This window comes from Streptomyces sp. NPDC051211 (assembly GCF_040689505.1).
In the GTDB taxonomy this organism is placed as follows: domain Bacteria; phylum Actinomycetota; class Actinomycetes; order Streptomycetales; family Streptomycetaceae; genus Streptomyces.
In genome coordinates, this window is record NZ_JBFBAV010000069.1 from 1 (window position 1) to 23,045 (window position 23,045).

23 protein-coding genes and 9 pseudogenes are annotated in these 23,045 nt (G+C 69.0%); 15 read left to right on the forward strand and 17 right to left on the reverse strand.

Annotation, left to right across the window (positions count from 1 at the left end; genetic code table 11):
- Window positions 1-216: 216 nt before the first annotated feature.
- Together AB0447_RS34650 and AB0447_RS34655 are read right to left on the reverse strand one after the other, a co-directional pair.
- Window positions 217-1,428, reverse strand: a complete 1,212-nt coding sequence (locus AB0447_RS34650; protein WP_366480924.1) for a PQQ-binding-like beta-propeller repeat protein — start codon at window positions 1,426-1,428, stop codon at window positions 217-219.
- Window positions 1,429-1,767: 339 nt separating this feature from the next.
- A pseudogene (locus tag AB0447_RS34655) lies at window positions 1,768-2,348 on the reverse strand (IS5 family transposase); the annotation flags it as partial.
- A gap of 529 nt (window positions 2,349-2,877) precedes the next feature.
- Between AB0447_RS34655 and AB0447_RS34660 the strand changes: the two are divergent.
- Window positions 2,878-3,121: pseudogene (locus tag AB0447_RS34660) on the forward strand (LysR substrate-binding domain-containing protein); the annotation flags it as partial.
- 332 nt (window positions 3,122-3,453) lie between these two features.
- The gene (locus tag AB0447_RS34665; protein ID WP_366480925.1) at window positions 3,454-4,149 is read left to right on the forward strand and encodes a type 1 glutamine amidotransferase domain-containing protein; all 696 of its coding nucleotides are present in this window, start codon (window positions 3,454-3,456) and stop codon (window positions 4,147-4,149) included.
- Between the two features lie 553 nt (window positions 4,150-4,702).
- Here AB0447_RS34665 and AB0447_RS34670 read toward each other — a convergent pair.
- The 3 genes and pseudogenes from AB0447_RS34670 to AB0447_RS34680 all read right to left on the reverse strand — a co-directional run.
- Window positions 4,703-5,077 (reverse strand): hypothetical protein, encoded by a 375-nt coding sequence (locus tag AB0447_RS34670; RefSeq protein WP_366480926.1) that lies wholly within the window; start codon window positions 5,075-5,077, stop codon window positions 4,703-4,705.
- Window positions 5,078-5,485: 408 nt separating this feature from the next.
- A pseudogene (locus tag AB0447_RS34675) lies at window positions 5,486-6,128 on the reverse strand (GNAT family N-acetyltransferase).
- Between the two features lie 77 nt (window positions 6,129-6,205).
- Window positions 6,206-6,962 (reverse strand): annotated as a pseudogene (locus tag AB0447_RS34680) (IS256 family transposase); the annotation flags it as partial.
- Between the two features lie 218 nt (window positions 6,963-7,180).
- Here AB0447_RS34680 and AB0447_RS34685 point away from each other — a divergent pair.
- Window positions 7,181-8,032, forward strand: coding sequence for an NAD(P)H-binding protein (locus tag AB0447_RS34685; RefSeq protein ID WP_366480927.1), 852 nt, complete (start codon window positions 7,181-7,183; stop codon window positions 8,030-8,032).
- A 260-nt stretch (window positions 8,033-8,292) separates the two neighbouring features.
- Here the strand turns inward: AB0447_RS34685 and AB0447_RS34690 are convergent, their stop codons facing one another.
- The gene (locus AB0447_RS34690; RefSeq protein ID WP_366480928.1) at window positions 8,293-8,568 is read right to left on the reverse strand and encodes an isoamylase early set domain-containing protein; all 276 of its coding nucleotides are present in this window, start codon (window positions 8,566-8,568) and stop codon (window positions 8,293-8,295) included.
- 247 nt (window positions 8,569-8,815) lie between these two features.
- Between AB0447_RS34690 and AB0447_RS34695 the strand changes: the two genes are divergently transcribed.
- The 5 genes and pseudogenes from AB0447_RS34695 (at window position 8,816) to AB0447_RS34715 (ending at window position 11,935) form a co-directional block, all read left to right on the forward strand.
- The gene (locus AB0447_RS34695) at window positions 8,816-9,220 is read left to right on the forward strand and encodes an STAS domain-containing protein (RefSeq protein WP_366480929.1); all 405 of its coding nucleotides are present in this window, start codon (window positions 8,816-8,818) and stop codon (window positions 9,218-9,220) included.
- 218 nt (window positions 9,221-9,438) lie between these two features.
- A complete protein-coding gene (locus AB0447_RS34700) occupies window positions 9,439-10,056 on the forward strand; it encodes a hypothetical protein (RefSeq protein ID WP_366480930.1) in 618 nt (205 codons plus the stop codon).
- Between the two features lie 73 nt (window positions 10,057-10,129).
- A pseudogene (locus AB0447_RS34705) lies at window positions 10,130-10,378 on the forward strand (transposase); the annotation flags it as partial.
- A 133-nt stretch (window positions 10,379-10,511) separates the two neighbouring features.
- Window positions 10,512-11,033 (forward strand): hypothetical protein, encoded by a 522-nt coding sequence (locus tag AB0447_RS34710; protein ID WP_366480932.1) that lies wholly within the window; start codon window positions 10,512-10,514, stop codon window positions 11,031-11,033.
- Window positions 11,034-11,050: 17 nt separating this feature from the next.
- The gene (locus AB0447_RS34715; protein ID WP_366480933.1) at window positions 11,051-11,935 is read left to right on the forward strand and encodes a DUF6454 family protein; all 885 of its coding nucleotides are present in this window, start codon (window positions 11,051-11,053) and stop codon (window positions 11,933-11,935) included.
- On the opposite strand, the gene AB0447_RS34720 is transcribed toward AB0447_RS34715, so the two are convergent.
- Entirely contained in the window at window positions 11,907-12,521 is a 615-nt protein-coding gene (locus AB0447_RS34720; RefSeq protein WP_366480934.1) for a class I SAM-dependent methyltransferase, read from the reverse strand. The genes AB0447_RS34715 and AB0447_RS34720 overlap by 29 nt on opposite strands.
- A gap of 345 nt (window positions 12,522-12,866) precedes the next feature.
- On the opposite strand from AB0447_RS34720, the gene AB0447_RS34725 reads away from it, so the two are divergent.
- The gene (locus AB0447_RS34725; RefSeq protein ID WP_366480935.1) at window positions 12,867-13,352 is read left to right on the forward strand and encodes a hypothetical protein; all 486 of its coding nucleotides are present in this window, start codon (window positions 12,867-12,869) and stop codon (window positions 13,350-13,352) included.
- Between the two features lie 98 nt (window positions 13,353-13,450).
- Here the strand turns inward: AB0447_RS34725 and AB0447_RS34730 are convergent.
- Window positions 13,451-13,567 (reverse strand): annotated as a pseudogene (locus AB0447_RS34730) (IS5/IS1182 family transposase); the annotation flags it as partial.
- Between the two features lie 76 nt (window positions 13,568-13,643).
- Here AB0447_RS34730 and AB0447_RS34735 point away from each other — a divergent pair.
- Window positions 13,644-13,997: a hypothetical protein gene (locus AB0447_RS34735; protein WP_366480936.1), complete on the forward strand. Its 354-nt coding sequence runs from the start codon at window positions 13,644-13,646 to the stop codon at window positions 13,995-13,997.
- Between the two features lie 1,253 nt (window positions 13,998-15,250).
- Here AB0447_RS34735 and AB0447_RS34740 read toward each other — a convergent pair.
- Window positions 15,251-15,673 (reverse strand): hypothetical protein, encoded by a 423-nt coding sequence (locus AB0447_RS34740; RefSeq protein ID WP_366480937.1) that lies wholly within the window; start codon window positions 15,671-15,673, stop codon window positions 15,251-15,253.
- Window positions 15,674-15,850: 177 nt separating this feature from the next.
- On the opposite strand from AB0447_RS34740, the gene AB0447_RS34745 reads away from it, so the two are divergent.
- Window positions 15,851-16,315, forward strand: coding sequence for a nuclear transport factor 2 family protein (locus AB0447_RS34745; RefSeq protein ID WP_366480938.1), 465 nt, complete (start codon window positions 15,851-15,853; stop codon window positions 16,313-16,315).
- A gap of 114 nt (window positions 16,316-16,429) precedes the next feature.
- Here the strand turns inward: AB0447_RS34745 and AB0447_RS34750 are convergent, their stop codons facing one another.
- Complete coding sequence (locus AB0447_RS34750; protein ID WP_366480939.1) at window positions 16,430-17,206, reverse strand: NADP-dependent oxidoreductase; 777 nt, start codon at window positions 17,204-17,206, stop codon at window positions 16,430-16,432.
- Between the two features lie 13 nt (window positions 17,207-17,219).
- Between AB0447_RS34750 and AB0447_RS34755 the strand changes: the two genes are divergently transcribed.
- On the forward strand, window positions 17,220-17,483 hold the full coding sequence (locus tag AB0447_RS34755) for a hypothetical protein (protein WP_366480940.1): 264 nt from the start codon (window positions 17,220-17,222) through the stop codon (window positions 17,481-17,483).
- Between the two features lie 157 nt (window positions 17,484-17,640).
- Here AB0447_RS34755 and AB0447_RS34760 read toward each other — a convergent pair whose 3' ends face one another.
- Window positions 17,641-17,955: a hypothetical protein gene (locus AB0447_RS34760; protein ID WP_366480942.1), complete on the reverse strand. Its 315-nt coding sequence runs from the start codon at window positions 17,953-17,955 to the stop codon at window positions 17,641-17,643.
- 609 nt (window positions 17,956-18,564) lie between these two features.
- Between AB0447_RS34760 and AB0447_RS34765 the strand changes: the two genes are divergently transcribed.
- On the forward strand, window positions 18,565-18,768 hold the full coding sequence (locus tag AB0447_RS34765; protein WP_366480944.1) for a hypothetical protein: 204 nt from the start codon (window positions 18,565-18,567) through the stop codon (window positions 18,766-18,768).
- A 206-nt stretch (window positions 18,769-18,974) separates the two neighbouring features.
- On the opposite strand, the pseudogene AB0447_RS34770 reads toward AB0447_RS34765, so the two are convergent.
- Both AB0447_RS34770 and AB0447_RS34775 read right to left on the reverse strand, forming a co-directional pair.
- Window positions 18,975-19,492 (reverse strand): annotated as a pseudogene (locus AB0447_RS34770) (IS5 family transposase); the annotation flags it as partial.
- A 66-nt stretch (window positions 19,493-19,558) separates the two neighbouring features.
- Entirely contained in the window at window positions 19,559-19,924 is a 366-nt protein-coding gene (locus tag AB0447_RS34775; protein ID WP_366480945.1) for a RacP protein, read from the reverse strand.
- Between AB0447_RS34775 and AB0447_RS34780 the strand changes: the two genes are divergently transcribed.
- Entirely contained in the window at window positions 19,897-20,472 is a 576-nt protein-coding gene (locus AB0447_RS34780) for a helicase associated domain-containing protein (RefSeq protein ID WP_366480946.1), read from the forward strand. The two genes, AB0447_RS34775 and AB0447_RS34780, sit on opposite strands and share 28 nt — an antisense overlap.
- Window positions 20,473-20,546: 74 nt before the next feature.
- Here AB0447_RS34780 and AB0447_RS34785 read toward each other — a convergent pair whose 3' ends face one another.
- A complete protein-coding gene (locus AB0447_RS34785; protein WP_366480947.1) occupies window positions 20,547-21,014 on the reverse strand; it encodes a MarR family winged helix-turn-helix transcriptional regulator in 468 nt (155 codons plus the stop codon).
- Between the two features lie 210 nt (window positions 21,015-21,224).
- Between AB0447_RS34785 and AB0447_RS34790 the strand changes: the two are divergent.
- Window positions 21,225-21,418, forward strand: a pseudogene (locus tag AB0447_RS34790) (transposase); the annotation flags it as partial.
- Between the two features lie 84 nt (window positions 21,419-21,502).
- Here the strand turns inward: AB0447_RS34790 and AB0447_RS34795 are convergent.
- From AB0447_RS34795 to AB0447_RS34805, 3 genes and pseudogenes are all read right to left on the reverse strand, one after another.
- The gene (locus AB0447_RS34795; RefSeq protein ID WP_366480948.1) at window positions 21,503-21,826 is read right to left on the reverse strand and encodes a hypothetical protein; all 324 of its coding nucleotides are present in this window, start codon (window positions 21,824-21,826) and stop codon (window positions 21,503-21,505) included.
- A gap of 42 nt (window positions 21,827-21,868) precedes the next feature.
- Window positions 21,869-22,774, reverse strand: a complete 906-nt coding sequence (locus AB0447_RS34800) for an AraC family transcriptional regulator (protein WP_366480949.1) — start codon at window positions 22,772-22,774, stop codon at window positions 21,869-21,871.
- Window positions 22,775-22,907: 133 nt separating this feature from the next.
- A pseudogene (locus AB0447_RS34805) lies at window positions 22,908-23,045 on the reverse strand (YbhB/YbcL family Raf kinase inhibitor-like protein); the annotation flags it as partial.

Below are 23,045 nucleotides of genomic sequence, written 5' to 3' on the forward strand. Positions count from 1 at the left end.
CCGGCCCCGACACGCAGCAAGCTCCCCAGCCCTCATACAAGTAGCGAACTACCGAACACCGACCGTGACAAGACCAGCTAACAAAGCACTACTAGCGGCTGTCTGCATCGCGAAGGGGATATGGGCGGGCAATGCGGGAGGGTTGGTGCCTTCACCGGCGTGCCTCAGGCGTCACGGGCTGCCGTGACGCCGCGACGCTTGCAGGATCCGCTCGTGTCATCCTGCGGCGCGGTAGAATTTGGATCCCACTACACCGCCGTACCGATCGACCTCGTATGGCGCCGCGCCGGCAGACGTCTGTCGATCCTGTCCCGTCGTGCCGTCCAGGACGATCGACTCGTCGCCCACTTCCCCGTACACGGCACCGTGCCAGAATCCGTTTACCTTCGGCATCGTCCGTCCGGAACCGTCGGGCAAGGCCCACCGCTTCTGAACCGAAACGGCGTCGAAGACCACGATCCCGCGGTCTGCCGTCCCGTACCCGTACTTGGAGCACAGGACCAGGGACTGTGCGTCGTGGCGGCACCGCCAGCCGCTGCCATCGAGCGCCACGCGCTGCTCACCGCTGACGGCATCCACGACGAGCGTCTTGTCTTTGAGGGTTGCGCTCAGCAGCCGGGGCGCGGCGGCGGCCGGCTGCCGCGCCTCCACGACGGTCCATCGTTGTTCACCCGTGGCCGCGGCAAGGCCCAGCAGCCTGCCCGCGCCGAACCCCGTCTTCTCACCGCCGGCAACGACGCCGTCGGCCAAGGTCACTGCACGGAAGTCGGGCTTCTTCCAGCGGACGGCGCCCGCAGAGGGTTCAACGGCGTACGTGGTGTCAGCCGCGGTGACGAGCGCTGTGCCGGCGTCGACACCGATGACCTGTGGTGCGAGGATCTCGTCGGCCCCGATGGATGTGGCGGCGAGCCCGCGGGAGCTGGGAGCGGCCGCGATCTCGGCCGACCATGCCGTCTTGCCGGTGGCCGTCTCGACGGCCAGCACCTCGATCACGGCTCGGTCCGGCGTTGTCCCTTGACCCTTCACATCCCTGTTCCAGGCGGCGTACACGGTTGCACCGTCAGCCGAGACGAGGGGAGCGGCCCGGTTGCTTCCGAACCCGCCCTTCTCTGCGGCGTACTTCGTGGTCACATCCCACCGCGGTGCACCGGACTCGGTGTCGATCGCCTTCAGTCCCTCCTCGGCAGTGATGTAGGCGACCCCGCCGGCAAGGGTGACCGCGGGCCGTGCCGCTCCCCCGCTCGTCGTACTCGGCTGATTGGCGTCCGGCAATTCGACCGTAGGGCCGTCGAAGCGCACGGGTGGGTCGAACGTCGGACGGCTTGGCTTCCCGGAAGCAGCGTGGGACGGTTCCGCGGACTTGCCGGACGACTTCGCATCCGATGAGCCGCTGTCCCCGCAGGCGACCAACGCCGTTGTCGCCAGCATCACTCCCGCCGCAGCAGCGGCCCATCGTCGCGTCCTGACTGTCCGGCCCATCGCTCCCCCTTCTCGTGCTCTTCGTGATCACGACGACCATAACGGTTGGGCTCCCTGGAGACCGGCAAGTTCTCCCTGGAAGCGGGAGCGGTGCACCGGATCGACTGGGCCCAGTACGAGGCGGCCCGGGGCCAGCAACAGCCCGAAGGCTGGCGGGTGGCTTTTTCAGCCAGTTACGGGCTCTGGCACAGATCTTGGGGAGTCGTCGCGGAGCGTTACCCCAATGTTCGATTGTGAGGAGCCGTCTCTTGTGAGACGGCGTGCGCCTTGTCGTCTGACAGCCAGAATGGCAAGGTCGGCCAGCACGATAAGGGGCCGGGTTCGCGGCCTGCCGGGGCCGATGCGGGGCACCCGGATACGGGCCATGACCGTCTCGAAAGCGGGTGCGTCACCGGCCTGGCCTGCGGTGACGGTGAAGGCCAAGGGTCGTGCTCCGCCGTCCGCGGCGAGGTGGACCTTGGTGCTCAGCCCGCCGCGGGAGCGTCCGAGGGCGTGATCGGCGGGCTCGCCGGAGCCTGTCGCCCCTTTTTGCGTGCTCCAGCGGCGTGCTGGTGGGCCCGGACGACCGTTGAGTCCACGGACACGGTCCAGTCGATGTCGTCGGCGGCGTCCGCTGCCGCCAGGACGGCGGCCAGGATCGCCTCCCAGGTGCCGTCGACTGCCCATCTGATCAGTCGTTTGTGGGCGGTCTGGAAGGGGCCGAGTTCGTCGGGCAGGTCCCGCCAGGGCGAGTTGGTGCGGTACTTCCACGCGATGGCCTCGAGCGTTCGGCGGTGATCGGCCCACCGCCTGCCGCGGACCGGATCGGCCGGCATCAGCGGCGCGATCCGGTCCCACATCGCATCGGTGATCACTAATCGGACAGACACATCCGATCAACTGATCAGCCCATCAAAGAGACACGCTCTAGTCCGCAGCCGCTACACGCATCCGGGCGTCCCCCGGCCGGAGTCACGACAGCGCCCCGGGCAGCAGCAGGCCGGCTGGCTGCGGGCCGCTCCGCGGGCCGTGGCCGAAGGGACCGAACCGCTGGCCAGACGGCAAGTCGACCGGCACGTGGGACGCTCTGACGATGATCGCGGACAAGCGGCACCAGCACCCGGCACCCTTTCTGCCGGACTGGAGATGGGTGTGAGCCGGCTGTACGGCGCAGCGTCCTGACTGCTGCGTTGTCAGTGCCGGATGCCACTCTCTCGTAGACGGGCGGCAGCGAGCCACCGGGATCGAGAGCGGGTCCTGCGCCGGCCGGAACCGGCTGCTGCGCGGAGTTTCGCCGGTCCGGCCCCGGCTCGGGGGTGGACCGGCAGGAGGCGCTGCCCTTCGCCGTAGTTCAGGCACCCATGACAGCGGAGGCGTTCTTGACGGCCTTGTCAATGCCACGTCCAGGCACGCTTCCGGGTGGAAGCCAACTCCATTCAGGCCCTCACCGAAATCGTCCAACTCACCCACCTGGCCACCGTCCTGCCCGACGCCCTCACCCACGACCACCCCCGCCTGACCCTCATCCCGCTCACCCCCGGCCCTTCCCGCCCGCACCGTGTGCCTCTTCCGACGCGACAGCGCCTACCAAAGCGCCGCGACCCGCGCCTTCACCCCCCTCACCCAGCACCACATCAGCACCCGCGGCTACACACCCGCCTAACCGGTGCCTTCCCCACGCTGCACCGGAAGGGAGCCGCCGCGGTAAAAGGCGGAGTGATCGCGCTCGGCAGCCAGTGATCGGAAGCCGCCTCGGCTGGACCGCTACCGAAAGAGGCTGCTGCCAGCTGAACCGGTCTGGGCCGACTGGCCTACGCCGCACTCGGCGGGGTTGCGAGGTGCTTTTCCGGAGGCTGAGATGGTGCGTACACAGTGGGATTCCCGGTACGGCCGCGTGCCCTGCGGGGGTGCGTTCCACGACCGCCAGCCGGTCAACCAGGGCGCACCCGTCGGCCCGGCCGATCCCTGCGCGGCCCCTTTGGAGAAGAGCGCAGCATGTCGAAGATTCTTTTCGTCGTCACCGGTGCCACCTATTGGACGCTCGCCGATGGGACCCGGCACCCCACCGGCTTCTGGGCCGAGGAGGTTGTCGCCCCGTACGAGACGTTCACGGCCGCCGGCCACCAGGTCACCGTCGCAACCCCCGGCGGTGTCGTCCCGACCGTGGACAAGTCCAGCCTCACTCCCGAGGCCAACGGCGGACAGGAAGCGGCCGAGAAGATGGCCGCCGGCCTTGAGGCCATCAGCGAGCTCCGGAACCCGATCGCTCTTGAGGACGTGAGGCTGTACGACTACGACGCCGTCTTCTACCCCGGGGGTCATGGCCCGATGGAGGACCTGGCCGTCGACGCCACCTCCGGTAAGCTCCTCATTGACACCCTCTTCTCGGGCAAGCCGCTCGGCGTGGTCTGCCACGCCCCGGCCGCGCTGCTGGCCGCCACGAAGGATGACGGCGGCAATGCCTTCGCCGGCTACCGGCTCACCGGCTTCAGCAACGCCGAGGAAACACAGACCGGCCTGGCGGCCAAGGCCAAATGGCTGGTCCAGGACCGTCTGGTCGAGGCCGGCGCGGCCTACCAGGAGGGCGAGCCCTGGGGCCCGAACGTGGTCGTCGACCGCAATCTGGTCACCGGTCAAAACCCCGCCTCCGCCGGCCCCGCCGCGGCCGAAATGCTCAAGAAGCTCGCCTGACCCCGGACCCGGACCCGGACCGGCTCAACGAGGCGGTATCGGCAAGGTGCTGCGCCCAGCCGCTACGGCTCCAGTCACTCAGGGCGCCGCCTCCGGTTTTTGGGAGACGTCGGCACGGCGAATCAGTGCGCTGAGCCTGTACGTTGAAGCCCTGCACTGGATGATCGCCGGCTACCTGGAATGGCCGTACATCACCCCCCTGTTACAACGTCGCAGCCATATGCGGACTGGGCCACGCCGCAGCCACCAACTTCCTCACACTGCACCGGGCCCTCTACCGGTGGTACAGCGACATGTTGAGCACGCGGCCGACCGGTGAGGCAGTCCGAGCACGTCTTGGCCTCGGCGAACGCCGACCGGGGCATGGCGAAGCCGAGCGGCTGGCCACGAGCAGCAGATCGCCGCCCTCGGCGTAGCGCCCCAGAAGCCCGTCCGGCCGACTACAACACTCATCGCGACGGCCTGCGCAGTGCGGACGCACCCCGGCACCACGTCAGGCGTTCGAGGCCGGCCCGCGATGAGCTCGTCCTGGCGATGTCAGTCTCGACGCTCTTCAGTCCAGAGACTCGAAGACCTCGTCCCAGAACGCTGAGTCGTCCAGGTACGGCTCCTGGCTGATCATGCGCTTGCGCAGTTCCGTGATGGCGGTCGTGCGCACGGCGTCGTCGGTCGATTCCAGGGCATAGCCCGACTCGGCGATTAGTCCGAGGAGGACGGCCAGCGTGGGCAGGTCATCGGCGGCCGGTCCCTTCCACCCGGCCGCGTGGTCCCACCCGTTGGGGTCGTAGTGGGTGATGCCACCATCCGCCGCGTCGAGCATCAGGTGCTGGTCGTACCGCGTAACCACGGTGAAGCAGAAGTTCGTGGGCGGGGAGTCGTCGTCGGGATAGCGCTCCCCATAGATTTCGTCGGCATCGAACGGTTCCATCCCGCCTCGCCCCGCAAGTGCCTTGTGTCGATCCCCACGATGCCGAGGTGGACGGCAGGAAAGCCGACCGTGAGCAGGAACTCCCTCGACCCGGCATGGGTCAACTCGGCCGGCAGAGCGGCCTCGTCCGGTCGCCAGAGCGAGCCCTCACCCAGCCGCTCCTCCAGCCACGCTGTGTCTGGTATCAGCGGTATGTCGTTGTTCTTCAACTGCTTGGCTCCCATGGCGTTCGCATCGTTCGATCACTGCGGGCCCCAGTCAACCGTACGGCCGGCCGACGAACGCGCGGGCGCCTCACCCGCGGCCCCGCGGCCGGACCACCCAAGCGCTCAGACGGGCCAGGCATAGGGTTCTGACCGCGCTTCCGTGACGATTACGGCTGAAGGGGGACGGAGGCCGGCGAGACCCCTACGGACATCCCGAACCCGATGCCACCCAGCTCTCGGAGGGCGGAGTAATTGTCAAGAGTTGTGGATTGGGCTGTTGACGTCTATCGAGCCGTTCCCACTCGGTCCGGGTGAGTTCGTACTCGACTTCACCGTGCTCGGAGCCCTCGATCGCCTCCGGCCAGTCCCCGGTGAAGTTCCGGACGAAGAATAGGCCCGATTTCTCCATGACGCGACGGGAACGGGTGTTGACGGCCATCGTGTTCGCCGTGACCCGCTCGACCTCCATGTCCGTGAACCCCCTCTGGATCAGGGACCGGGATCCCTCGGTGGCGTAACCGCGTCCCCATGCCGCCTGGTTCAACCGGTAGCCGAGTTCGACCACGGCGGTGCTGTGCTCCTCCAACGGCCGGAACTCGAACCAGCCCAGGAAAGGTGCCGGTGGTCTTCCCCTGCGCGGCCCAGTAACCGCGGGTCTCCCAGCACGGGTAATCGTGCAGGAGCCGGGGCAGGGTCCGCGTCTCGATCGCCTGGCGGCTGGCAGGACGGCCACCATTGATGAAGCGCATGACCTCAGGGTCGTTGTCCAGGGCGAGCAGGTGGTCGGTGTCGGCCGCCGTGAACGCGCGCAGGACGAGCCGGTCGGTCTCCAGGAAGTTGGCCACGCCGCGATCTTCACCATGGGGTGGCCGGGCCTGCCACCGATTTTCCGACCAGCGCCAGATGGTGGTGTTCATGCCGCTCAGGCCTCGGGGCGTTCGACCTGGACGCCCCGTTCGAAGCGGGCTCCGGCTCGGACGAGGGCGACGAGGTGGGGTGCAGTGATCGCCCGCCAACAGGCCTGGGCGAACTCGTCGAGCTTGAAGACCATCGCCAGGGCGGCGGCCGGGCTGCCCGCGCCGCGGGTGACCTTGGTCCGGAGGTTCACCGTGGAGAAGGTCGATTCAACAGGATTTGTGGTGCGCAGGCGGATCCAGTGTTCGGCGGGGAAGTCGTAGAACGCCAGCAGTTCCTCGGTATCGTCGGTGATTTTCTTGACGGCCTTGGGCCACTTCGCCCCCGTAGGCCTTCGCGAAGTCCTTCACGGCCTTCTCGGCGTGGGCGCGGTCCTGGGCGTTGTAGATCTCCTGCATGGCCTTCCTCGCTCCGGGCTGCGCGGACTTCGGCAACGCGTTCATGACATTACGGACCTTGTGCATCCAGCACCTCTGATGCCGGGCCTCGGGGAACACCTCCGCGAGGGCATTCCACAGGCCCATCGCGGCATCCCCGGCCTCGAGCGGGGGGTCGCGCATGCCGCGCCGGCGGCAGTCGCGCAGCAGGTCGGCCCAGGACTCGGTCGACTCCCGCAGTCCCTCGGCGAGCGCGATCAGCTCCTTGCGGCCATCCGCACGGACGCCCATGAGGACCAGGGCGCAGGAGTGGGCCTGGCCGAGCCTGACCTTGGGATGGACGCCGTCGGCCCACACGTACACATAGTCGGACCCCGACAGGTCGCGAGCCTGGAAGGTGGTGGTCGTCGGTCCACTGCGGAAGCGCGGTCAGAACCTCGTAGTTGGCCTCCTTGATCGCCAGTTGGCCAGTGACCCACGGTGACCGATCTCGCTTCGGGAGTTGGCACAGCACCTGACGGCCGCTCCGGCCGGCCGGTGCTTGACCTGAACCTTGGTTGATGTCCGAGAGTCGTGTCATCGAACGGCGAGACGAGGAGATTCCGATGACACAGTCCAGAATCCTGGTGACCGGCGCGACTGGAAAGGTCGGCGGCTCGGTGGTGGCCCAACTGCACGCGAGCGGCGTGCCCGTGCGGGCGCTGGTGAGAAGGGAGGCGGACTTCCCGGAGGGTGTGCAGGCGGTACGCGGCGATCTCGGTGATCCCGCGTCGCTGGACACGGCTTTGGAGGGCGTCGATTCGGTCTTCCTGGTGTGGCCGTTCCTTAGCGCTGAGGGCGCGTCGGACGTGATCGAGACGATCGGGAAGCGCGTCCGACGGGTGGTGTACCTGTCATCCGCCGGGGTCGGGAGCGGGAAGGAGAAGCCGGGCGAGGCGATCACCATGTTCCACACGGAGCTGGAGCGGCTGATCGAGGCATCGGGCCTGGCGTGGACGGCGCTGCGGCCCACCGGGTTCGCGAGCAACACGCTGGGCTGGGCGGAGGAAGTCCGCGCTACCGGTGCGATACGGGCGCCGCTGGCAAGGCTGGCCCGTCCGCTGATCCACGAGGCGGACATTGCTGCGGTAGCCGTTCAGGCGCTGACGACCGACGCCCTGCTCGGCGCCCGCCCCCTGATCACCGGCCTCGAACTGATCACCCAGGAACGGCAGGTGGCTCTGATCAGCGAGGTGATCGGGCGGCCGGTACGGTTCGAGGAGGTCGCACTGGACGAGGCCATCGAGCAGATGAAGGCCGCAGGCTACCCGGCAGAGCTGGTGGAGGCTGTGTTGCCAGCCCAGGCGGACATGCTCGACAATCCGGAGCCGATCAACGATGAGGTGGAGCGCATCACGGGCACCCCGGCCCGATCATTCCGGGAGTGGGTGGTGGACCACGCGGCGGACTTCCGCTGAGCGGGACGTCCATACACGTTGACATAGAAGGTTGGTGCGGCTGGTTGCCAACCAGCCTGCGTCGCTCTCGCCCACTACGAAGCGTCAGAACGCTCTGATCAGGCACGTCTGGCCCGCTCCTTGGCCAACCGCTGAATCGTCCCATGAAGGCCGCCTCAGGTACGACGGAACAGGTCTCCGGCGTCTATCGGGCGTTGGCCGCCCCACGCGTCGCCGGGCTCAACGCCTACGGCTTCCCCGGGTCCCGCCGGTCGGGCCGTTCAGGTCCGTACGTGATTGTTGAGGCCATCGTGGCTGTCGGCGCCCGCCTCGTTGAACCAGTAGTCGCCGGCCGCGAGGTAGCGGAAGGAGCGCTCGGTCTTGCCGGGCAGGGCGACCGTGACCGCGCGGGTGCCGTCGCTGCGCGGCGTGAGCGTGTGGGTGCCGGGCTGCCAGTCGTTGAAGTCGCCCACCACACTGACCGGACCGGGCGGGGTGTCGGCGGGTAGGACGAAGGTGATCTCGGTGCGGTCCTTGTGCGGTTTGCGCTCCAGCATGGCGGTGCACTCCTGACAGCAGGGCGGGAGGGGGATCGCGCTCATCCTCGGCTCCGGAGGCAGGGTCCGCATTCCGACGCAACCGCTCCGTCTTCCGACAGCACTGTTGCGGCACGATCCCGGGGCCGTAATGGTGCGGGCAGGTTGCTGCCGGGACATCAGCGAGCCTCACACCCGTACGGGGGGAACACCGCGCCAGGATGGAGTGGCCCTGAGGGCCGCGGCGCCCCGGGCGGGAGGAGAACGCATGATCACCACGGACATCCAGCGCAACGGCACGGTCCTGGTCAGCGTCACCGGGACACTCGACGAGGACGCGGGCCCGGCGCTCGAGCGGGCGCTGGACGGTGTCACCGCTGACGAGCGAGACCTCATGGTCGACCTGCACGGCGCGGTGTCCATGGACACCGCCGGCCTGCTCCACCTCCTCGCCCTGCACCGCCGCGCGGAGAACCTGGGATTGCGCGTCCTGGTCATCGGCTGGCAGCCCCAGCCCCAGCAGCTCGTGGCCGACGTCGCCGGCATCCGCGGACGCGGCTCAGCCACCGCAGAACGGTACGCGCTGGCGGGCTTTCGCCGGCTGATCCAGGAACGGGCCCAGCGCGCACGCGACCTCTCGGACTTCAGTGACGGATGGCTGTCCCGCGCCTAGTGAGGCAGCGCGGTCAGCAAGACGGCGTCTCTCCGCACCACGGAGTCGGGTCGATGAGATCGCCAAACAGAACGACATCGACCCCGCCAACTGACGTGGGAGAAGCCACCAGCTATACCTTTCCTTGTCGATCATGTGACACTTCGTGAGATTTGGTTGCGATTGGCCTCACAGAAAATGGATCTTCGCCCACTGCCGGGTTGTGACAGGGTGCTCGCATGTCCAACCCCATCGCGTACCCGGTCTTCCGCACCACCGACCCGGTACTGGCTCTCCGCGTGGCGCGTCAGCTTGTGGCGGTGGGCGACCAGCAGTACGCGGAGGTGTCAGTGGACGTCGAGCTGTGCGCTGTCCCGGAGGTGTTGCGGATACGCGAGGCGCTGCTGGATGCCTGGTTCCGGAAAGAGCATGTCGAGGACTGGGCGCGGGATCCTTCCGACCCGACGGGCTTGCACGGCGGAGTCCATGCGCCCGAGCTCTCCAGTGATCCGGACTTCCTCGCCTCGCACCTGCCGCTCTGGGCATCGATGGAATACCGGCCCGTGGGCAGCGTCGAGGAAGAGTTCACTGCCTTGGTGGGACCGAACCTCGGCGAGATCTGGTGGTCCAGCTTGATCTGGCCCGACGTACCGGACCGTGACATCCACGGCGAAGCCAGCAACGCGCGGGTGTCACCGCTGTTCAACTGCAGCACCAAAGGCCTCGACCAGCACGCCGATGACCACACTGTGCTCGTCCGCGTGCGCCGCAGGAATCTCGACGGGTCCGAGGAACGGCACGCTGCCTGGCTGGCAGAGCAGATCGGTCAGTCCGTCATCGGCCCGCCACAGGAGTAGCCCCCGATCAGACCCAGCCACTCCAGGTCGATCACGTGACTGTTCCGTCTCGGCTGGACATGGGCGGGGCGATCTGAGCGATGCGGAGTGGGAACGGCTGCGGCCGTTCCTGCCGGTGAGCAATGGTCAGTGGGGGCGTTGGCGCGAGCATCGCCAGGTGATCGACGGGCTGCACCGGGCGCGGACTGGTGTGCAGTCGCGTGATCTCCTGGAGCGGTTCGGTCCCTGGAAAACCGTATACGAGCGCCACCGGCAGTGGTCCGCCGACGCTACCTGGGAGCGTCTTCTGCAGAAGGTCCAGACCGAGGCTGACGCGGCCGGAGAGCCGAGGCCGAGCCCCCGCACCGGCACCCACCGGTCGGGGGCTCAGCCGTGTCGCCATGTGTCCCGGGGCCGTTGCCGAGCTGTCACACGTGCACCTGTCGACGTACGGGAGGGATCCGGATACTGACCCCGTGCACTCATACGTGAAATACCTGCCCGCCGCGGCGCTACCCGACGGCGGCGTGGCCGACTGGACCGTCGCCGACGCCGAGCGCTGGCGCAAGGCTTCGCTGCCCGCCGCGCTCGCACCGGCCGTCGGCGCCTGGGTGCTGACGGCGCTGGTGCTCACGACCGTCGTGCTCATCGCCGTGAGCGGCCCGGAGGAAACCTTCGTGGGCAACGTGTGGGACGGCTACCCGGAATCGGTCCTGCTGCTCAGCCTGCCGCTCTGGTACTGGCGGATACCGGCGGCGACCCTCGTGGCGGCCCCGCTGCTCGCGCTGTGGTCCGCGCTCAGCCTGGCCGGTGCGCGCGCCGTGCCACCGGACGCCGTGGGCCGGGCCGCGGAGTGGCTGTTGATCGGCCTCTACCTACGAGCCGGTTTACTGCCGTCGCGGGGGCACATTGCCCTACTCGATGAGCTGCTGCCGGACTGGTGCGCGGGGCATGACTCCCGTTACGGGACCGGGAAGATCTCGTTCACCGGGTTATGAGCCTTTCTGATTCCGCGGTGTCTGCAGGTGTGTGTGACGACTCGAACGAAGCCGTGATGGTGGCGGTGCGGCAGCTGACCCGGGGCACTCCCTGGACGGTGGTCGGGCAGGTGCCGCTGAGCTTCCCCGCTCACCACCCTCAAGGCGTCACGCGTGGCCCTGGCCAACGCCTGTACGTGTCGACGGCGGAGATCACCGAGGCGACCCGCTTTTACGACACTCCCGTGGACGGCTATGACCGGACTCCCGGCCGGGGGCAGGGCCATGTGTTCGTCACGGACGCCGACGGTGCGGAGCTGGGCCGGGTGAGCGTGGGCGAGGGGACTATCTACCACCCGGGCGGTATCGACTTCGACGGCGAATCGCTGTGGGTGCCGACAGCGGAGTACCGGCCCGACTCCCATTCCATCGTCTATCAGGTGGACCCCGACACGCTGGAGGTACGGGAGGCCTTCCGGTTCGACGACCACATCGGCGGGATCGTGCGCGACCGCCACAGCGGCCTGCTGCACGCCGTCACCTGGGGTTCGCGGCGGCTGCTCACGTTCACGGTCGACGGGAAGCTCACCCACCGGGTCGAGAACAAGAGCCACTTCGTCGACTACCAGACCTGTGTGAGCGCGGGCGGCGGCCACATGGTGTGCACGGGCATCGCGGAGTACCCCCAGGCCGGGGCGGGCGTCTTCAGCCTCGGCGGGATCGCCGTCGTCGAGATCGCCTCCGGCCGCATCGAGCACGAAGCGCCGGTGACCGTGCTCTCACCGGCCGGCCGCGTGGTCACGTATAACGCGGTGCACCTGGAGACGGACGGGCACGTCCTTCGGATGCTCGCCGTCCCCGACGACGGGGAAACAGCGGGCGAGTCGCACCTGATCACACTTGAGACGCCGCTGACCCCGTGACGACCCGGACGGCGAGGAAGTAGAGCCCCTCGTACATCAGCTCGCCGTCCAGCTCCGAGCACAGGCTCCGCGGGGTGAACCGGCGCCGGTAGATCGGATACGTGGTGTCGGCCACCGAGCGCAGCTCTATCTTCTCCTCGTGTAGGTCGCCGTCGCTGCGCAGGTCGATCACGATCAGCTCGCGCGCCGTACGACGTGCCTCGGCGAGGAACACGGCACGCTCCTCGGGCCGCAGCAGCCCGTAGAAGTTCGCGGTGACGATGCGGTCGAAGGCGCCGGTGGCGAACGGCAGGGGTGGGAACAAGGCCCGCACACGCTCCGCCCAGGGCGCCCGGGCGTGCGTCAGCTCCAGCATCTCCGCGCTCTGGTCCAGGGCGACGACCGGGCCGCGGAGGAACTGGGTCCACACGCCGGTCCCGCAAGCCACGTCGAGCGCCCGACCTTCGGGCAGCGCGGTGAGCAGTTTTCCGATGTCGGCGGTTTCCCGGTCCAGGCCGGCGTTCACCACGGGGTCGCCGCGATAGCTGGTCTCGTCGTAGACCGGGGCACGATGCCGGTAGTACTGCTCCCGCACTAAGTCACGCATGCCTCGACAGCTACCCCCGCCCGAACAACAGGCAAACAACAGGCGCTCTCCCCTTTGCGGAACGGCCGGAAAGAGTCTTTGGCCGAAGGCGCCCAAGTCCGCGCTCGGGCGGAAACCGAACCGGCCATAGAAGTCGGGACCTCCGACGGCCTGGTGCTCGGGTTCGGTGATGCTGCCGATCCGCCGTGAGTGCGCGCATCCGATGTGGAAGGCGGTAGGGGGACAGGCATTGCTGCCGGTCCGCGGATGGAACGTGGGAAAGGTTCCCTAGGGCCGTCAAGACGTATGCCGTAGAGGGCAGGGCCACCGCAGTGACATCACTGTCACCGTCTCGTTGAACCACGCGTGAACAAGATCTCGATGCTCGAAGCACCTGCTGATGCCGCCATCGCGCCGATGCGCTCCCGGGGCCGGCGCCTGGCCACAGCCGTGACCGCTCTCGCCGCCCTCGTACTGCCCATGACGAGCGCGGCACCGGCCCACGCCGTCACCCGCAAGGTCGACGTCTACTACGGACACAGGCACTACGAGGTCCACTTCACCGGCACCGTGAAGCCGAAGGGCGCGACCGGTTACATCGTCGAGGGCGAGCTCAACGCGTGGTGTGGTGCCGGCGCAGCGACTTCGCAGTCGGTCAACCTCCGTCATGCCGGCTCGTCCAAGAGCTGGTCGCACAAATCATTCTGGTGCGATGACATGCCGCAGCACCTCACCTTCGAGGGGAACCGCAAGAGCGGAGAGACGGTGGAATTCCAGGTCGGCGCCACCAGCCAACTCTTCAACCTCTACGGGTACGGCAAGAAGATGGTCTACGACATCGGCACCAGCTGACAGACGGTCGCATCCACGTGGCCAGTGATTCGCGCGCCCGTCCGCTGGCGATCGTCGTGACGGGCCCTGCAGTGCACGACGGCCACGATCGGCGATCAGTGATCCGGGCGGCAGCGGGGCCGGCCCAGGCCGGTGCGGGGTACTCGGATGCGTTCAAGGAGGGGGCGGGCGCAGATGCCGTCGTGCCGTTGGCCCGGGGTCAGCAGGATGGCCAGAGATGTTTCGGGGGCCCTCAGGCTGGACAGGCTAGGGCGTTTAACGCCAGCTACTTGATCAAGGATGTCAACCTTCATGACCGCAGAGACCGCTCAAGAGTTTGAGTTCGTACTGCCCCACGGCTACGTGGACGCGCAGGGAATCCGTCACCGCTCGGGGACCATACGCATGGCCACGGCGCGCGATGAACTTGCGCCCGTGACGGACCAGCGTGTCCGCGAGAACCCCTCGAATGTCGGCGTCGTTCAGCTGAGCTTGGTGGTGACACGGCTGGGAACGATCACCGACATCCACCCTGGGCTCCTCGCGGACCTCTCCGCTGGGGACCTGGCCTACCTTCAGGAGATGTACGAGCGCATCAACGCACCTAAGTTCGTCGGCGGCGCTGTCTGCCCGACTTGCGGGGGCCCGGCTGGCGGAGCAAGTTAGGGCAGGGCTGCCTCCCGTTGAGCGGGAGTCCTTGTGCTCAGCTGCGGTTGGTCTGCTGGCCGAGCTCGGACAGGGCTTTGGCGGTGGTACTGAGGGGGTAGCGGGGCGCGTTGCGCAGTCCGGACTGACGCAGGGCCGGCAGCAGTCCCGGGGTTGTCCGGAGCCTGGTGATGTCCCGGGAGCCACGATCGCCGCCCGGTCGAACTCCGGATGCACGTCCGTGCCGCCAGCCGGGGCGGGGAAGCCGGCGTGCCGGCGGCGCCAGCACGCCACCGCGGCCCGACCCACCCGAGCCATCCGCGTCACCTCCGCCAGCAGCACCCTGTCCCGGCCCGGGACAACCGGGTCGAGGGCGGCGAGCGGGGAGCGGCGGCCCGCAGGGGCGGCGCGCACCGCCCGCCAGTCGACCCAGGGGCGGACGACGGGGAGCAGGGCGATGTCCTGGGCGGAGTACAGCGGGACCACCGTGACGCCGCCCTGCCGCTTGTAGTCGATCTCCACCGATCCGACCGGGGAGACGAACCCGAGCCTGACGACCTGGTCGAAGTCGACCCTTCGGACGCCGAGGCGGCGTGCGGCCTGGTCCGGGCCGAGGGGGACGTGCCGGTCGAGCAGGGCCGGCAGGTCCCGGCGGCGGGCCAGCGCAGCCACCTGGTCCGGGTGGACGTCGGGGAACTCCGTGTCCCCGCCGAGGCGGACCAGCAGACCGGCGCGGGCCAGGTGGCCGACCGCCGCCGCGGTCACCCGCGGCCGGCACCGCAACGGCATCCCCAGGGCCTCCGTCAGCCGGTCCGCCGCCACCCCGGCACCGATCGGCCCCCGCAGGGCCACGCGCACCTGCTCCGGGTTGGCGGCCTCCACCACCGCCCGCGACCACACCCCCCGGCCGGCGTCGGCCGGCGGGACCAGGCCCGAGCCGACCGCCCACCGCCAGGCCGCCAACGGCACCCGCAGCCAGCCCGCGGCCTGGTTCTCGCCGTACACCTCACGCACCGAACGCGCCATGAATCGCACTCCGATCGCACATCGGCGGCCCGACGATCGGGCCGCGCCGGAAACATGCCGAAAGACCCTGTTTGCTGTCAATAGCCATGATTTCAGGGCAAGTTGGGGGCACACCGCACAAGCCGCCTACGCGTACGCGAGGCCCGGATTCACCCCTGCGGAGGACACAAAGCGGGGGCCGACACCCCTCATTGCCGGCTCCCCGAGGAACCCGTTCGCCAGCGCGCAGCGGGCGGCCCCGTCGGCGGTCAGCCAGCTGCCGCGGCCGGCTCCTTCCCGAACCGCGGGACGTCGTTCACGGTCACGTCCAGGCGCAGACGCTGGAACCTGAGCGGGTGACGGAAAACGCCCCGGTCAACGGCCCGGTCGGCGCTGAACTCCGCCACCAGGTCCGGGCGGACCGACGTGACGTCCAGGACGTCACGGCTCCCCCACGCCGCGGCGAACTGGACACCCGTCCAGGGGTGTCTGGGGCCGGCCGCGGCCAGGTGCTCGGCGACCTGCCGGGAGAGGTCCGGGCGCAGGGGTACCGTGCGGCCGACCGCGCGCAGCCGGCCCTCCTGGTCGTGGCGGCCGAGGACGAGGAGCTGCGGGCGGGCGAGGGTGCCCGTGATCGCGCCGATGATCGCCTCGGTGGTATCGCGACGGCGGATCTTGGTCCTTCTCTGCACTTCGCTTGCGGCCACCATCTCTCGCCCGCACCCAGCCGCACGGCGGACGGCACCCAGAATTTTCACCTGGGTGGCCGCTGTTGGACAACCCCTGGTCGCCCGATACCCGGAGTCACAGTTCACGGCGCCCCCCAAGTCGCCGTCCCGGGCGGTTGGCCGACGAAGCACAGGAGAATCATGTCTAGTTCTGAGACGGAGTCCCGTGGCCCTGGCGGCGCTCCGGCACACGAGCGGGGAACCGCGTCGAGCGGACCATTCGATCGGTCCACTCCGGTGGGCGCTGCCCGGTATTTTCAGCACTGTGTGCGTTCGGGTGATCTGGATGCCGCGCTGGACTGCTTCGACCCGGATTCGATCTACGTCACCGGGCCTGGTGCGTATGTGCGTGGGCTGGAGGAGATCCGCACTGCGGTCTCCGCCTATGTGAGCGTGCGGCCGGATCTGCGGGCGCATCGCTGGGCCGGTCTGGCCACCGGGGACATCGTCGCCTGGGTGGATGAGTGGACCATCAAGGCGACCTTGCCGGACGGCACGATGCTGGACATGAGCGGTGTGTCGTCCGACGTGCTGCGCCGCCGCCCGGACGGCACCTTCATCTACCTGGTCGACAATCCCTACGGCCACCAGTACCTCGACGCCTGAGTCCTCCATAGCCGATTTCCGGGCGGCTGGAGAGGGGTGCGTGGCCGGCACTGGCGGCCGCCGCACATCGCAGGGCCCCGTTAGTGGGGGCTCGCAGGTCGCCTGTGCGGTTGGTCAGGGCAGCAGGATGACCTTGCCGCGGTTGCGGCGGTTGTCGATGTCGTCCTGGGCCTGGGCGGCTTCCTTGAGCGGGTAGGTCCGCCAGATTTCCACCCTCAGCTTGCCGGTGGCGGCGAGGGCGGCCAGTTCGGGGAGGGCTTCGGGGGCGCGGTCGGCAGGGTCCATGCCGGTGAAGCGGACCCCGTGCTGGGCGGCGTTCATGTCGGCGATCGTGATCACGCGGTCGGGGCCCCCGGCCAGGTCGACGGAGTCGGGCAGGACACCGGCGCCGGAGGTGTCGAGCACCGCGTCCACACCCAGCGGTGCGGCGGCGCGGACACGTTCGGGCCAGCCCGGCCCGTAGGGGACGGCGGTCGCGCCCAGGGCGGTGACCCGTTCCAGGTCGCCGGTGCCGGCGGTGCCGACGACGGTGATGCCGCGCGCCGCGGCCAGCCGGACGGCGATCGCGCCGACGCTGCCGGCGGCTCCGTGGATGAGCAGGGTCTGCCCGGGCGTGAGGTTCAGGTGCTTCAGGGCGCGGAAGGCCGTCTCGCCCACGGTGGGCAGCGCGGCCGCGGTCTCCCAGGACAGGGCGGCGGGCTTGGCCACCGGGGCGGGCATCAGGGCGTACTGGGCATAGGAGCCGGCTGGCGTGATGCCGAACACCTCGTCGCCGATGGTGAAGTCGGTGACGGCTTCACCAACGGCGTCGATGACTCCGGCGGCGTCGACGCCGGGGACGAGGGGGAACACGGCGGGGAAGACGCCGGCCAGGTCGCCTCGGCGGATCACCGGCAGCGCGCTGATGGCACTGGCCGCCCAAGCCGACCGTGACCCCGAGGCCGACCAGGCACTGACGCGAATCAGCCGGGACCGCCACCGAGCACTCAACGAACTCCTGGCACCCTCCGGCGTACAGATGACGGCCGACGAGTTCACGCTGCTGATCGGACCGGTGATGTTCCGCCGCTTCCTCGACCGCCAGCCCCTCACCGACGCCTACATCGACACCGTCGTCACCCACTGGCTATCCGCGACCAGAGCCAAGGACATCCCGCCTACCGAGTAGGGCGGCGCCCATACCAGCGCCGCGGGGCCCGCCGAGGCACACGGTCTTCCACGCACGGTAGTCAGTCGAATCGAAGCTCCAGGGGCGCAGGCCGGCCGCAGCGACGTCGCGGCTACCCTCAAGCGGATCGGACGCTCCTAAGCGGCAACGGCGGCGCCTACCCTTCGTCGCCAAGCTGGTACAGGGTGCACACCTCGATACGGATCGAACTCTCATCCATGGCGGCCAGGTAGTCGCGGGTCACCTCACCCGCCTCACGGAACGCCGCCTGGGAACGCTCAGAGTCCTCCCTGGTGAGCCAATCCACGGAGATGGCCCACTCCCCCTCGTCCGAGACCATCGTGCGGCGACTACCGGCCACATATCCGGGCTGGGTGGGCTGGAACTCCCGGTCCATCCGGAAGGCAGCCCTCAGGAAATCCTTCGCGTCGACCCCGTCCTTCAACCGGAACCGCACGATCTCCGTGTACAACACCACTCCTCCTCCACATCACAGCAACACCCGACCCACCACTGGAGGAGCCGAAACGCCGCGACAGTCCTGGAATAGCGAGGCCAACGCCGAACATGCGGTACAACGGCGATGGGTGTCGACATGCCCAGGTTCACTCCGGCCGACCCGGCCCACCACTCGGGCGTCTGCCACACCTGCGAACGGCGCTGGTAGCGCTACGCCCGCGGGAGGACACAGGATCGCCTCAAGGTGCAGTCGACACACCAGCGCACGCACGGTCCGGACTGGGACGGGGCCCAGGTCCCGACTGCGGGTTGTGGAGTGGAGGTGCTCATGAGCGGATTCCGCTCGGCGGCGGCGCTGTAGTGAACCGTTTCGCCGACCCGGCATTCCCGCCGACACACAGCAGCACACGGACGCCACAAGCAGTCACCAGATAGCCCTGCGGCCTGGGCAGCGAGGGTCCCGGAAGGATGCGGCACTGGCTTTATTCACGGGTTGTGAAGCCCGTTGTTCACGGGTTTGGGAGGCGCCCAGATCCACGGTCGGGTGATGTTCAGGAGTTTTGAAGTCGCCAGGGTTCTTGCCACGGGAGCATCGGGATGCTCCTGGTGAAAGGGCCTGGTCATGCCGCAGATGTCGAAGATCGAGCTGTACGCGGCGATCCGTTGCGACCACCGCGGCGGTATGAAGATCCGGGAGATTGAGCGCAAGTACAACGTGTCATGGCGGACGGTCCGCAAGGCCGTGGACTCGGTCTGGCCCCGAGCCGAGGAAGCAGCTGCCGCCGCGGCCGACCGCGCTGGATCCGTACAAGCCCCTCGTCGATGAGATGCTGCGGACGGATCTGGACGCGCCGCGCAAGCAGCGGCACACGATCACGCGGATCTTCCACCGCCTGGTCGAGGAACACGCCGCGGACGTCTCCTACCAGATGGTCCGGCGCTACGTCTCCGACCGGAAGCCGCAGATTCTCATCGAGTCGGGGAAAGCACCTTTCACCGAACGCGAGGAGCGACGCGCGATCGCGTTCGCCTCAGCCGGAGGCGGAAAAGGACTTCCTTGGCCGCTTCGCGGTCGCTGAGATCAGCGGGGGTGACCATGACCAGCAACGGAAGGCCGCGCGTATCAACCACCATGTGCCGCTTGCGGCCATTGATCTTTTTCGCCGCGTCGTAGCCGCGAGAGTCCTTGCCGACGGTCTCGGCGGCCTTCACGGACTGGGAGTCGATCACGCTGGCCACCGCTTTGGGAGCTTTCCCTATCTCGCGGCGGACGCGACGGCTGAGCTGGTCGCGAATCTGTCCGACGACTCCGGCCGCCGCCCAGCGGGCCATAAAGCCCCAGACTGTGCGCCAGGGCGGGAAGTCGGCAGGTAAAGCACGCCACTTGCAGCCAGTGTCCACGACATAGCGGATGGCGTCCACGATCTCGCGACGGGGTGTTTCTCCGGACGGCCGCCGACAGGGGTGTCGCAGGCTGGCGGCGGCAGCAAGGGTTCGATCAGGGCCCACTCGGCGTCGGAGGTGCCCGAGGGATAGGTGGGATGGCGCATGGCGGTGTTCCTTGAGCATTGCTGTGGGCCGCCCCGGCCTTGGCCAGGGCGCCCCGTCGCAGCTGGTCAGGATGCGATGAGGTCGAGGGTGGATTCGATGGAGTTGAGCTGGGCGACGATGTGCCTGACCCATTTGTCGTTCGGGTGGGCGGCGGCATGAGGGGCGACCGTTCCGGTGATGAACCGGCGGAACTCAGTCAGCTTCTCGGCGAGCACCGCCCGTTCGTATGCCTCCAGCGCGGCCCGTTCAGCACCGAGCAGGTAGCCATCGGCCCGGGTCCAGATCAGCGGCGGCCAGCCCTTCTCCGCGATGATGTCGCGCAAGGCGGCCAGCCCCGCCCGGACCTGGCTCGGGGACAGTTCACTGGCGCGTACCAACTGGGGGAACAACAGCCCCGCAGGCCTTGAAGGCCTTCGGTCAGCGGCCCCCACGCACGCCGCGCGTTCTCGCTCACCCCCACCACCTGCGGAGAACCTCGCGGCCGCGCGGGCCTGGAACGAGCAGCACGGGACCCTGGCCGGCCCGGCGGCACGCGACCGCGCGGGACAAGCCGGTCGGGCAGTGGCTGACCGACACCCGCCGGCCCGGCGGACTCGGCAAGGACCCCATCCGGGCCGAACGGCGGGCCGTCGCCCTCGCCGCGATCGAGCCTGATTGGAACCCGGGCGCGCTGGGGTGGACGGACTGGCAGCGGCAGTACGCGGGCCTGGAGGCCCTGCTGGCGGGGGGTGGGCGCCTGGCCAACATCGTCCCTGGGGTGACATGGCACGGCGAGGACACCGGCCGGTGGCTGGCGACCCAGCGCCGCGACTTCGGCCGGCTCTCCGAGGAGCAGCAGCGCCGCCTGGCCGAGCTCGGCGTGAAGCCGGCGCGGGCCGTACGAGCCCGTACGTGGCCGCCACGACCGCAACGGCCTCCACGGCGTCCGGGCGAGGCGCGGAAGCCTTCCACAAGGGGCGTCCAGGCCCTTACGCAGTAAGTGGAGCGAAAAGGCGGCGGCATGTGGTCACAGTGCTTGCCGTATGGGGGGAGAGTTGGAGGACCGGTGGCCTATCAGGCGGCCGTCCCACCAGCGTTGCGGATCAGCTGCTGGAGCACCGTCAGTGTGGTGACGTAGTCCGTGTCGTCGATGCCCTCGTGGAGGGCGGCGCGGATCGCGGGGGCGTTGCGCGCGAGGTCGACGCGGGCCTGTTCGCCCTCCTCGGTGAGCCACAGCCGGTGGTCGGCGTCCCGGGTCAGCCAGCCGCGCTCCAGAAGGACCTCGGCCTCTGCCGCGAGATCGTCCTCGGGGCGGATGTAGGAGGTCATGGCCTCCCGCAGCTCGGGCAGGGTCATCCCCTCGCCGTCGGGGGAGATGTCGTTCGCCGACAGGTTGCGCAGCAGCCAGACCTGGGGCTGGGTGTAGCCCTTTTCGGCCATCTGGGCCCGGGTGTACGCGATGAGCGCCTCGTAGGCGACGCCGGTCCAGTACGCGGCGGGCTGTCCGGCGAGTTCGGCGTCGGAGATCTGCTGGGTCGTCATGGGATGTCGCCTCCTGGCGTTTCGGTGCGAAGCCTGCGCGCCTGTGCAGGTCATGCAGAGAACGTACGACCTCAAGTGCGGTTGAGGGCAAGCAGGTGATCTTCCGGAGGTCGTCGGCGCGAAAGCAAGGAGTCCAGTCACAGGTCCCGATCTGAGGCACGTTCGGGGGTGATCAGGATTGTGCAACGATCTTCGAAGTCTCGTGGCGATCTGACGGATGCACAGTGGGAGCGGCTGAAGCGGTGTTGCCGCCACTGCCGCGGATGGGCCGCAAGCCGCGGGATCGGCGGCAGGTCTTCGACGAGATCTGGTGGCGGGCCCGGACAGGCTCGCCCTGGCGGGACGTGCCCGAGAGATATGGGCCATGGGAGACCGTGTACACGCTCTTCCGGCGATGGCAGATCGACACACCTTCTTCAGGAACGCCGCATGAGTCCCCTTTCCGGCACCCGGTGGCCCGAGAAGGAGGAGCCGAGTTGGCTCCCGGGTCATGAGCCGGGCCACAGACGGCGTGATCCTCCGTCCATTCCCAGCGGCTTTCTTGCCCCTCGCGGCAGAGCGGAGTAGTTCGTCGGCATGGTCGCGAGCCGCCTGCACGATGGCAGCGGCAGATAGCCGGGCAGTGCCACCCCGGCAAGATCCGAGGCGGCAAGCGCCCGCACCGCAAGTCCGGCCTCCCGTTCGGAGACCGTGCCGAGCACCTCGGCAGGCGTGCCGCGGGTGGCCGCCGCGAACCGGGTGGCGCGATCCTTCTCGGCCGCGGCCAGCAGCCGCCCCAGCCGGTCGGCCTCCCGCGCGCGGGCCCGCTTCATCTCGCGGATCTGCCCCGCACTCGCCCACCGGCGCCGCCGCGGTCAGGCCGTCGCAGCCGCAGCCGCAGCCGCAGCGTGATCGGTACGGGCCCGCATGCGTGCCGCGTCCGCGCGCGGCGGCGCGCCGAACTGCCGTTTGTACTCGCGGCTGAACTGCGAGGGGCTGTCGTATCCCACGCTGGAGGCGACGCCGGTCACGTCGTGCGGGCGTCGGGCCAGCAGCAGCCGCGCCGCCTGCAGCCGGATCTGCTTCTGATACTGGATCGGGCTCATCGCCGTGACCGACTGGAAGTTCCGGTGGAACGCGGAGACGCTCATCCCGGAGGACCGGGCCAGGTCTTCGACGCGGAAGGCCTCGGCGTAGTTGTCGCGGATCCAGCCCACTGCCCGGGTGATGTGCGTCAGGCCGCTGTCCGCCAGGCCGAGCTGCCGGACGGCTTCGCCCTGCTCCCCCGTCATCAGCCGCCACAGGATCTCCCGCTTGGCCAAGGGGACCAGCACCCGGCGGTCGCGCGGCCGGTCCAGCAGGCGCAGCAGCCGCACGATCGCGTCGATCAGCTCTGCCGGTGCGTCGCTGACCGTGATCCCGGGCCGGGCCGACCGGGTCGAAGGCGGCAGGTCTCCCGGCCCCGCCTGCAGCATCAGCTCCGCGATGACGGCGGGCTCCAGCGTCATGCCGAAACCGAGTTCGGGTCCCTGGGCGATGCGTCCGACCACCGGCAGGTCGGCCGAGGCGACCAGGTACTGACCGACGCCGTATTCGTACACCCTGTCTCCGAGCGCGAGCCGCTTGGACCCCTGGGCGATGACCGCGAGCATCACGCCGGACATCGCGTACTCCGGCTCGGCGCCCGGTTCGGCCCGGCAGATCCGGACGCCGTCGATGGCCGTATTCAGATCGGGCCGCGCATGGCGGCCCAGCAGGTCGCGGAGCTCGTCGAGGGACATGCCCCCATCTCACCACGAGACCCGGCAGGATCCCCCGACTGGGGGCAGGATCGTGCAAGGACGCGCGGAGATCGGGCGAGTCTCCGCGCCGGGCCGGGGGAAGGGGGCGGGGGGCGTCCAGCCGAGCGTACGACTACGACCCGGTGCCCTGCTCCTCGTAGTGGGCTATCAGCCGGCCGCGGGCGATGGCGTGGAACCGCAGGTGGAATCCCACCAGGGCCGGCGTCGCGTCCGCATCCGGGCCCAGCTTCTCCCGGTCGACGGCGTACAC